13 protein-coding genes are annotated in these 13,950 nt (G+C 41.7%); 6 read left to right on the forward strand and 7 right to left on the reverse strand.

All coding sequences use genetic code 11. The annotated features are described in order from the left end of the window. Positions 1-65: 65 nt before the first annotated feature. From G4D73_RS04425 to G4D73_RS04435, 3 genes are all read left to right on the forward strand, one after another. On the forward strand, positions 66-476 hold the full coding sequence (locus G4D73_RS04425) for a Cd(II)/Pb(II)-responsive transcriptional regulator (protein ID WP_180038758.1): 411 nt from the start codon (positions 66-68) through the stop codon (positions 474-476). Positions 477-609: 133 nt separating this feature from the next. Further along, entirely contained in the window at positions 610-2,019 is a 1,410-nt protein-coding gene (yegQ, locus tag G4D73_RS04430) for a tRNA 5-hydroxyuridine modification protein YegQ (RefSeq protein ID WP_044112988.1), read from the forward strand. Positions 2,020-2,021: 2 nt separating this feature from the next. Then, positions 2,022-2,276, forward strand: coding sequence for a YfhL family 4Fe-4S dicluster ferredoxin (locus tag G4D73_RS04435; RefSeq protein WP_004645588.1), 255 nt, complete (start codon positions 2,022-2,024; stop codon positions 2,274-2,276). A gap of 250 nt (positions 2,277-2,526) precedes the next feature. Here the strand turns inward: G4D73_RS04435 and ahpF are convergent, their stop codons facing one another. The 7 genes from ahpF to G4D73_RS04470 form a co-directional block, all read right to left on the reverse strand. Then, positions 2,527-4,092: an alkyl hydroperoxide reductase subunit F gene (gene ahpF, locus G4D73_RS04440; protein ID WP_213687479.1), complete on the reverse strand. Its 1,566-nt coding sequence runs from the start codon at positions 4,090-4,092 to the stop codon at positions 2,527-2,529. A gap of 562 nt (positions 4,093-4,654) precedes the next feature. Further along, positions 4,655-5,572: a hypothetical protein gene (locus tag G4D73_RS04445; protein WP_213687480.1), complete on the reverse strand. Its 918-nt coding sequence runs from the start codon at positions 5,570-5,572 to the stop codon at positions 4,655-4,657. Positions 5,573-5,608: 36 nt separating this feature from the next. Beyond that, on the reverse strand, positions 5,609-6,742 hold the full coding sequence (locus G4D73_RS04450; protein ID WP_129716469.1) for a toxic anion resistance protein: 1,134 nt from the start codon (positions 6,740-6,742) through the stop codon (positions 5,609-5,611). 16 nt (positions 6,743-6,758) lie between these two features. Further along, on the reverse strand, positions 6,759-7,550 hold the full coding sequence (locus tag G4D73_RS04455) for a hypothetical protein (protein ID WP_004645592.1): 792 nt from the start codon (positions 7,548-7,550) through the stop codon (positions 6,759-6,761). A 341-nt stretch (positions 7,551-7,891) separates the two neighbouring features. Further along, a complete protein-coding gene (gene rnk, locus G4D73_RS04460; RefSeq protein ID WP_004279022.1) occupies positions 7,892-8,296 on the reverse strand; it encodes a nucleoside diphosphate kinase regulator in 405 nt (134 codons plus the stop codon). Between the two features lie 505 nt (positions 8,297-8,801). Beyond that, entirely contained in the window at positions 8,802-10,052 is a 1,251-nt protein-coding gene (gene glyA, locus G4D73_RS04465; protein ID WP_005103619.1) for a serine hydroxymethyltransferase, read from the reverse strand. Positions 10,053-10,206: 154 nt separating this feature from the next. Beyond that, the gene (locus G4D73_RS04470; protein ID WP_213687481.1) at positions 10,207-11,454 is read right to left on the reverse strand and encodes an alpha/beta hydrolase; all 1,248 of its coding nucleotides are present in this window, start codon (positions 11,452-11,454) and stop codon (positions 10,207-10,209) included. A 335-nt stretch (positions 11,455-11,789) separates the two neighbouring features. Here G4D73_RS04470 and G4D73_RS04475 point away from each other — a divergent pair, with 335 nt between their 5' ends. From G4D73_RS04475 to G4D73_RS04485, 3 genes are all read left to right on the forward strand, one after another. Further along, a complete protein-coding gene (locus G4D73_RS04475; protein WP_071850995.1) occupies positions 11,790-12,488 on the forward strand; it encodes a DUF3820 family protein in 699 nt (232 codons plus the stop codon). A gap of 101 nt (positions 12,489-12,589) precedes the next feature. Next, positions 12,590-13,255, forward strand: a complete 666-nt coding sequence (locus G4D73_RS04480) for a hypothetical protein (RefSeq protein WP_044112094.1) — start codon at positions 12,590-12,592, stop codon at positions 13,253-13,255. A gap of 201 nt (positions 13,256-13,456) precedes the next feature. Next, positions 13,457-13,807 carry a hypothetical protein gene (locus G4D73_RS04485; protein WP_071850993.1) on the forward strand — a complete coding sequence of 117 codons (351 nt, stop codon included), beginning with the start codon at positions 13,457-13,459 and terminating at the stop codon, positions 13,805-13,807. Positions 13,808-13,950: the final 143 nt, after the last annotated feature.

Genomic DNA, 13,950 nt, shown 5'->3' on the forward strand with positions numbered 1-13,950 from the left:
TATCTAAAATACGATAAATTGATTAGAAACTATGGACTAACTCCAAGGTCAAGCATGAGGGCGATATGTCAGTTTATTTGATTTCAGAAATGGCCAAAAAGACTGGTCTAAGCACTGATACCCTACGTTTTTATGAGAAAAAAGGCTTTATTCAGCCGAATTTTCGAGCAAGTAATCAGTATCGTTATTATGGTGAAGACGCATTAAAAAGACTGCTTTTTATCAAGCGTTGTCGCGCCTTGGACATGTCATTAAAAGAGATAGAAACCCTGATTCAACTTGAACAAAATCCAGAGCAGGAATGCTGTGCTGTCAACCAACTGATTGATCAGCATCTTTTGGATATTTCAAATAAAATTAAAGAATTACAGATATTTGAACAGCAACTAATAATACTTAGAGAAAGTTGCAATACCCCGACCACCATTGATCATTGCCAGATTTTAAAAACGCTTGAAAACCCTGAAAATGACTGAATATTGAAGATATTTTATGGAGAATTCTTTACTTAAAAAAGAACTTTGTTTTACCTCCAAATCGCGTATTTCCGAGTGATTTACTAGGTTGAATCCAAATTCCAGATGATTAGAATAAAGCCGTACTTTTTATATGTCTTTCGATTTGATCATGAGCATTACCACCGTTACTGAACTTCTCTCACCTGCTGGCTCACTCAAAAATATGCGCTACGCTTTCGCTTATGGTGCAGATGCAGTCTATGCCGGCCAGCCGCGCTATAGCCTGCGTGTTCGTAATAATGAATTTGACCATGACAATTTAGCGATTGGCATCAAAGAAGCACACGAGCTTGGCAAAAAATTCTATGTGGTGGTCAATATCCAGCCGCACAACTCCAAGCTGAAAAATTTTATTCGCGACTTGGAACCTGTGGTCGCGATGCAGCCGGATGCGCTGATCATGTCCGATCCAGGTCTGATCATGCTGGTGCGTGAACATTTTCCAAAGATGGATATTCACCTGTCGGTTCAGGCCAATGCCGTGAACTGGGCAACCGTGAAATTCTGGAAAAACATGGGGCTGACCCGTGTCATTCTGTCACGTGAACTGTCGATTGAAGAAATTGCAGAAATCAAACAGCAAGTGCCCGATATGGAGATTGAGGTCTTTGTTCATGGCGCATTATGTATGGCCTACTCTGGCCGCTGCATGTTGTCCGGTTATATGAATAAACGTGATGCCAATCAGGGTGCCTGCACCAATGCCTGCCGCTGGGAATATAAAGTTCTGGATGCCAAGGAAGATGAAACCGGTGATGTCATTCCAGTAAAAAATCTGGATTCAGGCTGCTGCTCTAAAGATGCTGATGAACAGCACATGCAAGAACAACATCAGTTTGATGAGCCTGTGCTATTGCAGCGGAATGATGAAGATATGTTTGCCGCAGAAGAAGATGAACACGGCACTTATTTCATGAATTCTAAAGATCTACGTGCAGTCCAGCATATAGAGCGCTTAACTAAAGTGGGTGTGCATTCACTGAAAATCGAAGGCCGTACCAAGTCTTATTTCTATTGCGCCCGTACTGCTCAAATTTACCGTAAAGCGATTGATGATGCGCTTGCGGGTAAACCTTTTGATCCGTCACTGATGACACAATTGGAAGGCTTAGCGAATCGTGGTTATACCGAAGGTTTTCTACGCCGCCATGTGCATAGTGAATATCAGAATTATGAACATGGTTCTTCCAGTTTTGATCATCAAATTTTCTGCGGTGAAGTACTGGAGCGCAATGGAGATTACATCAAGATCGATGTGAAAAACCGTTTTATCGTCGGTGACTCACTCGAACTGATGACGACTAAAGGCAATATCACTTTCAATTTAACCGAAATGAAAGACAAAAAAGGTAATCTGATCGAAGACGCCAAAGGTTCAGGTCATATCGTTGAGATTCCAGTTCCGGCAGATGTTGATATGCAATATGCCCTGCTGATTCGTAATCTGCCAAGCTCGACTATGGATATTTCGGCATCTTCACTGGCTTATCAAGCGAGTTAAATATGGCACTACTAATTACCGACAAATGCATCAATTGCGATATGTGTTTACCGGAATGCCCAAATGACGCGATTTATGAGGGTGCGAAAGTTTATGAAATTGATGTGAACCGTTGTACAGAATGCGTCGGTTTTTATGAGCATCAGACCTGTGTAGATGTCTGTCCGATTGAATGCATTGTTCCACATCCGGAGTATCGGGAAACACAAGAACAATTACTGGAAAAATTTAAGGGTTTGAACTTATTTAAATCTTAAAAATGAAGCGATGGAATAAACATTGCTTTATATAAAAACAACCTTGGGGAAAGTATAAAAATAAGGGTTGAAAACAAAAACTGTGCAGAGGAAAGGAACAGCTGAAAGTGCGTGGGGACACTTTTGGCTGTTCCAATAATAAATATAAAAAAAGGAACTCGGGTGTTAGCGTCCTGAGTTCCTATAAAGCGATAATAATGTATTTATAAGATATAGCACCTCGGTTTTGGGGAACCCAGGTGCTATTTTTTTATTGTCCTGAACGGATGATGTAATCAAAAGCAGACACTGATGCCTTGGCACCTTCACCGGTGGCAATGATGATCTGCTTGTAAGGCACTGTGGTACAGTCACCTGCTGCAAATACACCTTTCACATTGGTTTCGTTGCGGTCGTTAATCACAATCTCGCCACGGTTGGTCAGCTCAACTTGGGTTTCTTTCAGGAAGTCCGTATTTGGCAACAAACCGATTTGCACGAAGATCCCCGCCAGCTCAACCACATGCTCTTCATCCGTAGCACGGTCTTTGTATTTCAGTGCAGTCACTTGTGAACCATCACCAACCACTTCCGTAGATAAAGCATTTTTGATCACGGTGGTATTCGGCAAGCTGTTCAGCTTGTCTTGCAGCACCTGATCCGCACGCAGCTTGGTATCAAATTCCACCAGCGTTACATGTTCAACAATCCCTGCCAGATCAATCGCAGCTTCAACACCCGAGTTACCACCGCCAATCACGGCTACACGCTTGCCTTTGAACAGTGGGCCATCACAGTGCGGGCAGTATGCCACACCACGGGTTTTGTATTCCTGCTCACCTGGAACATTCATCTCTCTCCAGCGTGCGCCGGTCGACAGAATCACGGTTTTAGATTCCAGTTTGGCACCATTCTCTAAAGTCACTTCCACCAGACCATTGGCCGTTTCGTCTGCCCCTTTGATATCAGACACACGTTGCAGGCTCATGATGTCGACACCATATTCACGCACGTGGGCTTCCATCTCGGCTGCAAACTTCGGACCTTGAGTTTTTTGTACAGACGTGAAGTTTTCGATGTCCATGGTGTCCATGACCTGACCGCCCATGCGCTCCGCCACGATCCCGGTTTTAATGCCTTTACGCGCTGCATAGATTGCAGAGGTATTCCCAGCAGGTCCACCACCAATCACCAGAACATCAAAGGCGTCTTTGGCATTCAGCTTTTCCGCATCTTTGGCAGCGGCATTGCTATCCAGCTTGGCAATGATTTCTTCCAGTGTCATACGACCCTGACCGATATGCTGGTTGTCCTGGAACACCATCGGCACCGCCATGATTTTGCGTTCTTCGACTTCTTCCTGGAAGAAAGCCCCATCAATCATGGTCGCTGTGGTCCCCGGGTTATAAATGGCAATCAGGTTGAGTGCCTGAACCACATCCGGACAGTTATGGCAGCTTAACGATACAAATACATCGAAATTAGATTGAACCCCCAGGCTCTTGATATTTGCCAGTACTTCATCCGAGACTTTTGGTGCATAACCTGAGGTTTGCAGCAATGCCAGAATCAGCGAAGTGAACTCATGGCCCATTGGCAAGCCTGCAAAGAACACCCGTGGCTCTTCACCAGCTTTTGCAATCCCGAAACTTGGCGCACGTTTGTTGGTGCCGTCAAAGCGTGCAGTGACCAGGTCAGACAGTGCAGCCACTTCGGACACCAGTTCCTGGATTTTGGCTGATTTGTCAGAGCCATCTAAAGTCGCGACCAGTTCAATCGGGCCTTCTAGGCGTTCTAATAAGGTTTTAAGTTGGGCTGAAGTATTTTGATCTAACATTGCTAACGTCTCCAAAGGAGTAAATGTTTATTTGATAACAGGATATTAAATGAATTGAATAAACAGGTAAAACAGTTTGTTTTTATTTTATTGATCGGTATTTTAGATTATTAATCCAGTTATAGACTTTATGCTGCCTTGTTTTTATTTTTGGGCTATATAGAGCAAGTTGAATAGGTTGTCTTAAAAATAGCGTTGAAATTCCATCAAAAAATGCTCCCTATTCAGGTAATGCCAGGCCAGTCAGTTAAGCAATTGACTGGCATTTTTTTTAAATTCAAGATTATATTTGATAGGTAGCAAAGTCATCCGCAACTGTTTGAGGCAGGACTACATTAAAAAATGATTGTTTTTGCGACAAATTTACTAAGGGATAGTGGCTGACGAGTTTTGCGGATGACAAATGCTTTTGGTTACTTTGGGCGAAACCAAAGTAACAAGTGATATTGCAAGTATTTGATTTAAAAAGTTAAGACTCTTTCATAAACGACTGAAAAGCTAAAGAGTATTTCTAAATTCCTTAACTGATCAGCATTACCCTATTCAGGAGCATTTTGGGAAATTAATGAATCCGCTGTTCGATACGCAGAGAACGACCCTTGATTGAATTGGCCAAGAAAAACAAGATTAGGCTAAGTAGTGCCGATAAAATAGCAACACCAATAATAACCAGATTCGTGATCTGACTTAACTGATCCGCCTGTTGTACCTGCGTATTTACACTCTTGGCGACTGGTGTCATGGCTTGACCATAGACCTGTTGCTGCATGGTCCAGATTTGTTCAGGCTTGAAACCATAGTGTTCAAATTTAAGATCCTGTTTTTCTGCTTCAACCAGGTTTAAAACATAAGGTTTTGCGGCAGATAAATCCTGCGGCTTATGCAGCAATGCCGTTTGCGCCAGTAAATAAGATTTCACCGGTGCTGCAATCTCTGAATCGGCCAGATAACGGGCGATTTCACTGTCATTGATATTGCTGTCGTAATACACCACTTGCTGATAAGCATCATCCCGATCATTACGTAGATCATGCTGCCAGTAAGTCAATCCTGACCAGATCACGATAAAAGCAATCAGCCAACCAACAAATTTCAGCACAAAAGACTGAAAGCGCACATAAAAGAAACGCAACTTTTTCAGTAAGCCAATCACAAAAAATGCGCCGATGAAAGAGGCAAAAATTTTAATAATCAGCCAGCCAAACCAGCTCAGCAAACTAAAAAAATAATCCGGACTATCACCAATGTTGGCCAGTGTGGCATCTACACTGACCGGTAAATGCAACTGTTGTACTTGAGTACTCAGGCCAAAAAAACCATAGACCAGTTCCTGCTGGAAAAACAGGCTCATCATTGAAGCTATAAATATGGTAGAGGTGGTCAAACCCAATAGCATCAAATTGCGTTGACGTTTCTTGAGTGCAACTACCCCCTGCTTGATGTCCTGAGGCTTAACGGTGTATTCATCTAAGGGCGGCAATCTCTACTCCTTCTTCAGATTTTGGCCCTACCTGGTTTAGTTGGGCTTGGATCCACTGGTACTTGATTCAATCACCAAATGATTCAGATTATCCTGCAAAGCTTTCAAACGCACGGTTGCTTCTGTGCGTTTTTGTACTCCTTCTTTCTGGATCTGAATCACATCGTTTACGGTTTTAATGAGGGTGTTTTGCACATGTTCAAGCGTTTCGATGTCAATCACCGAACGCTGGTTGGCTTTAGCGGTATCGACCGAGTTCTGATGTAACAGGTCTGCATTACGGCGCAGCAGCTCATTGGTGGCATCATCAATGGTATTGGCCAGCTGTACACTGTTCTTCTGTTCGCTCAATGAAATTGCGAGACTGATCTGGTTTTTCCACGCCGGTAAAGTAATGTTTTTGATCGCATAGAACTTGTCGACCAGCATCAGGTTATTCGACTGGATAATCCGGATCATTGGCAAGGTCTGCATGGCAGATTGCTGCAATACCTGTAAATCACTGACACGTTTTTCCAGATTATTGGCCAGATGGTTCAGGTCATAAATTTTCTGAGTGGTGCTCTGATCTTGCGGCAAGGCGGTTAAAGCGGAAATTTCCTGTTGCAGCTCCTGTTCGCGTAAACGTCCTGCGGCGATATGTACCCCGAGCTGTTTATATTCATCCTGTACCCCGTCAAACATTTTATCCAGGGTGTCAACACGTGCTTTCAAACCGGATTGCGAGGTTTCAATCTCTTTCACCAATACATCTAGCTGCTCTTTAGTGGTATTGAAATGCGCATCAAAGTTATCTTTCGCACCTTTGAATTTGCTAATGATATTGCCAAAAAAACCCGAACTTTTCTTTTTATTGAGAATGCTGCTGGTATTCAGCTGCTGAGCCACCTGTACCACCTGATTCAGTTTTTGTCCTGTCGCATCCAGATCTCTATTTTGCACCAGATTCAGCAATTCATCGGTATAGGTCGAAGTTTTGGTCGCAATATTTTTACCATACTCAGCCACGCTGTTATGACTCATGTTCTGCAACTCTTTACGTGCAGCCAGCACCTCCTGAAAGTCAGCAGGCTGCAAGCCCAGTTCTTTCAGGTCCATTTGCTGGAATTTTTGTTCGACCAGTTCATTCGAGCTTTCAACAGGTAAATTTACTAAATCAGACTTGGTCATAGTTCACCTTATATTGTTATGTTTTCGAGGGCTTCTCGAGGGATTTTTTTAACGTTTTAATCAGACTCTCACGGCTATTATCAAGTTTTTCCAGATCACTTGTCGAGTGTTTCGTCTGGCTTTGTTTGACATGATATTGCCAAGCCGGAATCAAGACCTGCTGTGCTTCCTTAAAGCGATCCAACAAACTAAAGGAAAGCTGCTGCGAAAGCTGCATCTGGGTAATGGCGATGTCATTACTGCTTTGCAAGGTACGTAAGGTATTAATTTTCTTGGAGAGGCGTTCTGAAAAATTATCCAGTGGATGCTGATTTTTGACGAATAGCGGATATTCAGATAAAAACTCATCTGCTGCGACAATGTGCTTAGCCATCTGTTCGCGCAAACCCAAAAGCTGCTGAAAACGCGACTGCGATTTCTGAATTTCAATCTGTAATTTACGGCTTAGGTGGTCGGCCTGATCCAGCAGACGGTCCAGTCGTTGATAATATTCCACCTGACTTGAGCCATAATCCAGATCGATGCCCAGCCATTTCTGTAGAGCATTAAATTTACGTTTTTTCAGATATTTTTTAGATTCTGCCAAGGCATGAATCAATTGTTCAATGGTCTGGCTTAACTGTTGGGTCAAGTGCGGATCTACACCATTCAGTAGAACGGACTGTGCCTGAATCAGAGCATCTGCATAATGATTCAGCCCATATTGATTATCCAGTACAGGCACAAGCTCATTACGCTTAATCGCCAGAATTTCCTCACGATCAAGCATCATGTCAGTCAAGGCAGGTAGAGCTTCAAAGCGCGACATGGTTGAGGCGATATCCTTTAAAAAAGTGAAACAAAGAAGTCTAGAACATCTTCGAATGTAGCAAAAAAACAGACCGCGTTGTGTATATTTATCCAGAAATTCGTTACATCACTTTAACTAAATCCATGTTTTATCTTTATTTTAATTATGATTTTGGCAATACGATTCAATTGCAGAGATAAATGACTACATTGCATTTTGAGAATTATTTAACTTTAAGCATTTAGAACTTTAAAATGTATTCAATCTGATCTAAATGCTTACAACATCAGGTTTTACTTAAAATCCATATACAAAAAAAGCCATATTGCTATGGCTTTCAAGGATGATCCAACGCTGGCTTAAAGATAATCCCCTTCGCTCTCCGGCTGAAATAGCACTTTTTCAATGGTCACTTTCATGGTATTACCATCCGGTTGTGGCCATTCAATGGTTTGACCTTCTGCTAAGCCCAAAATGGCTGCACCTATCGGTGCGATGACATTGACCTGCCCCTTTTCACCTTTAAATTCGTGTGGGTAAACTAGTGTCACCTCAACAGCTTCCGTAGAAGGTGCAATGGTCAACAACACACGGGAATGCATGGTCACGATATTGCTTGCGATCGCTTGCGGCTCGACCACTTCGGCACGTGCCAATTCATCCTCTAAGCGGATCATGGTTTCGCTCAGCTTGCTCTGATTCTCCAGCATCGTTTCCAGACGATGTAAATCTTGTTCAGATAAAATAATGTTGGGTTTAGTCATCCTTATTACCTTGTTTAATGCATAAATGAAAAATTAATCAATTAACCGCCAGCAGCATTTTTAAATACAGGATTTACCCATATTCAAATGATACCGATCCATATAACGTTTAAATAAAAAGAATGATGTCATTCACGGCGCTTATATCAGCACCACCTTACAGTAACATGGGATTCACTCAAGCGCTTCATCTACCATGATCTTCAGCTCAATAACCTATTATTCTTAAAGTGTCAGGTTCTGAAAATAATTCCTGTAAATAATTTCAAGCAAAGCGTGCAATGAATGCATCCATTCTTTTAAAGCATTTAAAAATACAAATAGTTGATAAAAGACTTTAAGCCAGATTGAGAAAAACTCAATATGATTTTATTGATGACTCAATCTCTTGCGGCAAGGAAATTGATCTATGTAAGTTTGATCAAGTCCAAACACCTTTTATATCTTTATTTTTACAGCTATAAAAAAAGCTCCCGGTTGGGAGCTCCTTTCCGTTTATAAGCAATTATGCATAAACTGGGAATTTAGCACATACCGCTGCAACTTTTTCTTTCACCGCGTTGATAACAGCTTCATCGCCTTTAGCATCTAGGATATCAGCGATCCAGCCTGCAAGTTCACGTACTTCAGCTTCGCCAAAACCACGCGTTGTTACTGCAGGTGTACCGATACGGATACCTGAAGTCACGAACGGAGAACGTGGATCGTTTGGTACAGAGTTTTTGTTCACAGTGATGTGAGCAGCACCCAACCAAGCATCAGCTTCTTTACCTGTAATGTCTTGCTTGATTAAAGACAGCAAGAACAAGTGGTTTTCAGTACCACCAGAAACTACATCATAACCACGAGCGATTAATACTTCAGCCATTGCTTTCGCATTAACAACGACTTGTTGTTGATACGCTTTATATTCAGGTGCCATTGCTTCTTTGAAGCAGATTGCTTTCGCAGCAATCGCGTGAACCAAAGGACCACCCTGGTTGCCTGGGAATACAGCCGATTGAAGTTTCTTCTCGATTTCTTCGTTTGCTTTCGCAAGGATTAAACCAGAACGTGGACCACGAAGTGTTTTGTGAGTCGTAGTCGTAGTAACGTCAGCGATTTGCACCGGGCTTGGGTAAACGCCAGCGGCAACCAGACCTGCAACGTGAGCCATATCAACAAATAGGTAAGCGCCAACTTTGTCCGCGATGTCACGGAAACGCTGCCAGTCAACGATTTGGCTGTATGCAGAGAAACCAGCAACGATCATGCGTGGCTTGTGCTCAAGCGCCAAACGCTCAACTTCTTCGTAATCGATCTCGCCAGTTTCAGGGTTTAAACCGTACTGAATCGCATTATATGTTTTACCAGAGAAACTTACTTTTGCACCGTGCGTCAAGTGACCACCGTGAGCAAGGCTCATACCCAGAACTGTATCGCCCGGGTTAAGAAGCGCTAAGTAAACTGCTGAGTTTGCTTGTGAACCAGCATGTGGCTGAACGTTAGCATAATCAGCACCAAAGAGTTCTTTAGCACGGTCAATCGCCAATTGTTCGATAACGTCTACATACTCGCAACCGCCATAGTAGCGTTTACCTGGGTAGCCTTCCGCATATTTGTTAGTAAGTTTTGAACCTTGAGCTTCCATAACTGCTGGTGAGCAGTAGTTTTCAGAAGCGATTAGCTCAATATGAGCTTCTTGGCGAGCATCTTCATTCGAGATTGCTTGAGCTAATTCTGGATCAAATTCAGCGATAGAGATATTGGCAAACATTAGCGAGGTCCTATTGATTTAGGGCTTTTAAGCCGTGCTAAGATTGGCGCGTATTGTAGCATGAAGTTTTAAATTTTCGATCATGAACTTTATTCAGTTTGCAATAAAAATGGCTCATGTCTAAAAAAACATGAGCCATTCAGATAAAAATAAGTTATTGAATTGGCATTAGAGATTTTACATCTGAAATAATATTAGGAATATTCAGTGCATAGACACTACCATGATCCCATTTAGTCACATTTGACTCATCCGTAATATAACGTACTGAAGTTTGTTTCTGATTGGCGAGTGCAACTAAAACATCTGTTGCTGCTTTGGGAACGGTACTATCTGCTGAACCCTGATAAATAATCACTGGCGTAGAAACTTTAACAAGTAAAGGCTGAGAATCTTTTTCTAAGAAGCTCTTTACGACTGGAATACTCATAAAGTTAGTTTGAGTACGAGGATAATTATTTACTGAGTTATTATTTGATTGTGTATAAGCATACATTGCAGTACCAAATTTCTGGCCTAATACATCATAACAGTCAGTTTCTGCATTTTTTGCGATTTCATCGGTTGGCGTTTTAAAAATCTGACTATATTGCAAATTTGGGTTCGGGTTACGCAAACCAGCAACAATCAGTGCAGTAAAGGTATCTAAAGATGCTAAAGTTCCAATTTTTTTATCCAGATTTGTTTCTTGTCCCGCCTGTTGTTCACCTCCTGTCAAAATCAGATTGAAATTTGAAGCCGGTGCTAAAGCTACCGTACCTTTATAGGTCATCTTAGAAGCACGTGCTGCATATTGCGCAGCGCCTAAAGCTGCTTGGCCACCTTGAGAATGCCCTACTGCAACCCATTGATTAGACGCTTGTGAACCTAAATAGTTTCGTGCAGCCACGACTGCATCAGTAATAGAATAAGCTTCGCTTTTCAGATTCAAGAAAGGATGAAGTTCTTTTCCACTCGGCTCTCCTAAACCTTCATAGTCAGGTGCCACTACAATATAGCCAGCTTGGAGAAACCCGCCAATCATGGCTTTAATATAATCATTCAGCGCTTTTCGACTCGGCGCACACTGATCAGCTACACCGGTAGTTCCATGTGCCCATGCCACAATTGGCCAGCCTGTAGCTGGAGGCGTTCCCTCGGGTGTGAAAACTAATGCAGTAGCTTGTGTTTCCTTACCATTAATTCCTAACATCTTATAAGTCATGATCACACTTTCGTCAGCGATCCCAGAAAAATCCGTTTGAGTATAGGCTACAGGTGTTGCCACGACTGGATTATCGATATTATTTACTGGAACAGCAGGTTTGGACTCGTAAAAACGATCATTATCACTATCATCGTTACAAGCAGTTAAGGCTACACTTAATGTGAGAAGAGTACAGGTCAATACTTGACGTTTCATCGATCTTATCCTTATCTTATTTATTATCATCTCTAATGAGTTTTTCTGGTTTTATCTTTAACAAACGATAAAACCATATCTAATTTCCCAATTTATCTAAACAATATCAAGAAAAGAATGCGTTATTTTTTTGCTAAATTCGCACTGGTTTAGATTTATTATGAAATCAGCATGCAAACTTAAGAATAGAGAGGTTTCTGTCTCCAGAACTATACAAATAGTCGTCATACGTTAAAAAGCCGGTAATTAATACAGAAATAAAGCAATTCAATTGTCAGTTGCAAAATAATAATGTTAGATTTTACTCTCCTCTCTTTTTCAGGCACATTTCCGACATGCAGGCCATTATTCTTGATACCGAAACGCATACTTTAAATGGTCAACCCATCGAAATTGCTTATGCGCCTGTCGAAATTGTAGAACATAAAATAAGTCTGGATAAAAGTCGCCTGTTTGATCAGCTCTATACCTGTGACGAAGCCATTTCTTTTGCTGCCATGGCCGTGCATCATATTCTGGAATCGGATCTGGAAGGTCAGCCGCATTACAGTACCTTTCGCCTGCCTGATGAAACCATCTACATGATCGGCCATAATATTGATTATGATGTCCGTGCCATCGAAAAATGTGGAGTAGATACTTCGAAAATCAAGGCAATTTGCACCTTGGCTTTAGCACGTCGGGTCTGGCCAGATGCGGAAGCACACAATATTTCTGCCCTGATTTATATGATCACCAAAGGCAGCGAAAGAGCGCGTGAAATGATCCGTAAAGCGCATCGTGCCGATATGGATATTATTTTAACTGCTAATATTTTGATGCATATTGTGCATCATTTAAAAATCAACAGTATGCAGGAATTATTCGACGCTTCTGAAGATGCCCGAATTCCACGTACGATTAATTTTGGCAAACATCGCGGTACTGCCATCGCCGAACTTCCTACTGACTATGTGCAATGGCTATTGCGTCAGGATGAACTGGATCCTTATTTACGTAAGGCCCTTGAAAATACGGCGATCACGACATTATAGGTCTTATCAAAATAAACCTCAGTATTTTAATAAATACTTCATATTAATGTAATTTTCACAGACTATGCTCTAGCTGAATTTTAGCAACCATCTATTCAGCTATGATGCATTTTTATAAAACTCAACGTGGGATCGAGGTGCTACAGGATCGCTCCATCCCACTGACCGCACGCCAACGCCGCTTACTGGTTCTGATCGGCAGCCAGGATTTCAACTTATTAAATGATGGCTTAAAACAACAGCTTGCTCCTGCCGAACTCTTAGATCAGCTTTATGCCATGGATTTAATTATTCCAGCTGAAACGGGCGAGGTAGCCATCAGTCAAAAGCAGGCTGATGCAAGAACAGATACAAAAGTTGACCTGGCACACTCCGAGATTCACCGATCGTTGGACTCATCGATAGCAGCAGCTTCTGCGACAAAAGAACTCCATCCTGAGATGGAATCCATTAAAGTAGCGCAGGACATTCCATCTGCTGAAACGGATTCAAGCCATGCAAAAAAGCTGCCTGAACTGCAACCTATGTCTTTTGAAGACCTTAAATATATGATGATGGAAAGCTTACAAAAATATTGTGGCTTGATGGCCAAGCAGCAAATTCATCAGATTTTACAGGCGCCGGATACGCGCAGTTTAAAACTGTGCCAAATGCAATGGATCACGTCCCTTCAGGAAAGCCGTATTGCTCCCCAAGAATTGAATCACATTCTGAAGCAGATCAATTTTGCTTTAGATCAATTACAGCAAAATAAAGCTGAAGACTAATAAGATCTTAGTCTTTAAAACTCTTAAATGAGCAAGTTTAACAATAAGCTAGCTTTGATTGTTTAAGATAACTAATTGATTATTTGAAATATTTATATTCAAGCGAAATTTAAAGCTCGGAATATCCGACTTAAGCGTGATAGAAAAAGAATTACAATCCCGCCATATAGGTGAGCATAGACATCCGATTGGATCATGTATATGTCACATTATTTAGAATTCGATGCGTTCGATAATCCCATGCAACTGAGTAAAGTTGGCAACTGGGTGATCACCTTTTTAAGTCCGGTTGAAGAACTGCAATTTGTGCAACTGGCGATTACCTATGTGCTTCCCCGCCAGATCAGTGATAGCTTGCAACCGCGCCGTATATTGATTCAAAAAAGTCCCATTGAGCATCATTGGCTGATTCAGGCCATTGAATGTTTTGACAGCACGACTCGTCAGGAAATTTCTTTAAGCCCTGAGCATACAACCGCACAGCAAACTTTAGCGCAGATTTTGCAAAAATTTGAAAAATATGATGTGGATGTACAGCTTAAACAGATTTAAATACTTGCTCACTCTAGCGAACTTTTTTATTGGTATGGGGAATTTCTTCGGCCAATTAAAGCCCATTATCACGTTGTCTTCTCTTAGATATTGAATCAGAAGCTGATTATAGCTGCATACAGTAGTATCCAAGCTAGCAAACA

It is taken from the genome of Acinetobacter sp. WY4, assembly GCF_018438165.1.
Classification (GTDB): Bacteria; Pseudomonadota; Gammaproteobacteria; order Pseudomonadales; family Moraxellaceae; genus Acinetobacter.

Excerpts from the sequence above, each read along its gene's own strand:
- G4D73_RS04425 (WP_180038758.1), top strand. The coding sequence starts at position 66 with ATGTCAGTTTATTTGATTTCAGAAATGGCCAAAAAGACTGGTCTAAGC.
- yegQ (WP_044112988.1), top strand. The coding sequence starts at position 610 with ATGTCTTTCGATTTGATCATGAGCATTACCACCGTTACTGAACTTCTC.
- G4D73_RS04435 (WP_004645588.1), top strand. The coding sequence starts at position 2,022 with ATGGCACTACTAATTACCGACAAATGCATCAATTGCGATATGTGTTTA.
- ahpF (WP_213687479.1), bottom strand. The coding sequence starts at position 4,092 with ATGTTAGATCAAAATACTTCAGCCCAACTTAAAACCTTATTAGAACGC.
- G4D73_RS04450 (WP_129716469.1), bottom strand. The coding sequence starts at position 6,742 with ATGACCAAGTCTGATTTAGTAAATTTACCTGTTGAAAGCTCGAATGAA.
- G4D73_RS04455 (WP_004645592.1), bottom strand. The coding sequence starts at position 7,550 with ATGTCGCGCTTTGAAGCTCTACCTGCCTTGACTGACATGATGCTTGAT.
- rnk (WP_004279022.1), bottom strand. The coding sequence starts at position 8,296 with ATGACTAAACCCAACATTATTTTATCTGAACAAGATTTACATCGTCTG.
- glyA (WP_005103619.1), bottom strand. The coding sequence starts at position 10,052 with ATGTTTGCCAATATCTCTATCGCTGAATTTGATCCAGAATTAGCTCAA.
- G4D73_RS04470 (WP_213687481.1), bottom strand. The coding sequence starts at position 11,454 with ATGAAACGTCAAGTATTGACCTGTACTCTTCTCACATTAAGTGTAGCC.
- G4D73_RS04475 (WP_071850995.1), top strand. The coding sequence starts at position 11,790 with ATGCAGGCCATTATTCTTGATACCGAAACGCATACTTTAAATGGTCAA.
- G4D73_RS04480 (WP_044112094.1), top strand. The coding sequence starts at position 12,590 with ATGATGCATTTTTATAAAACTCAACGTGGGATCGAGGTGCTACAGGAT.
- G4D73_RS04485 (WP_071850993.1), top strand. The coding sequence starts at position 13,457 with ATGTCACATTATTTAGAATTCGATGCGTTCGATAATCCCATGCAACTG.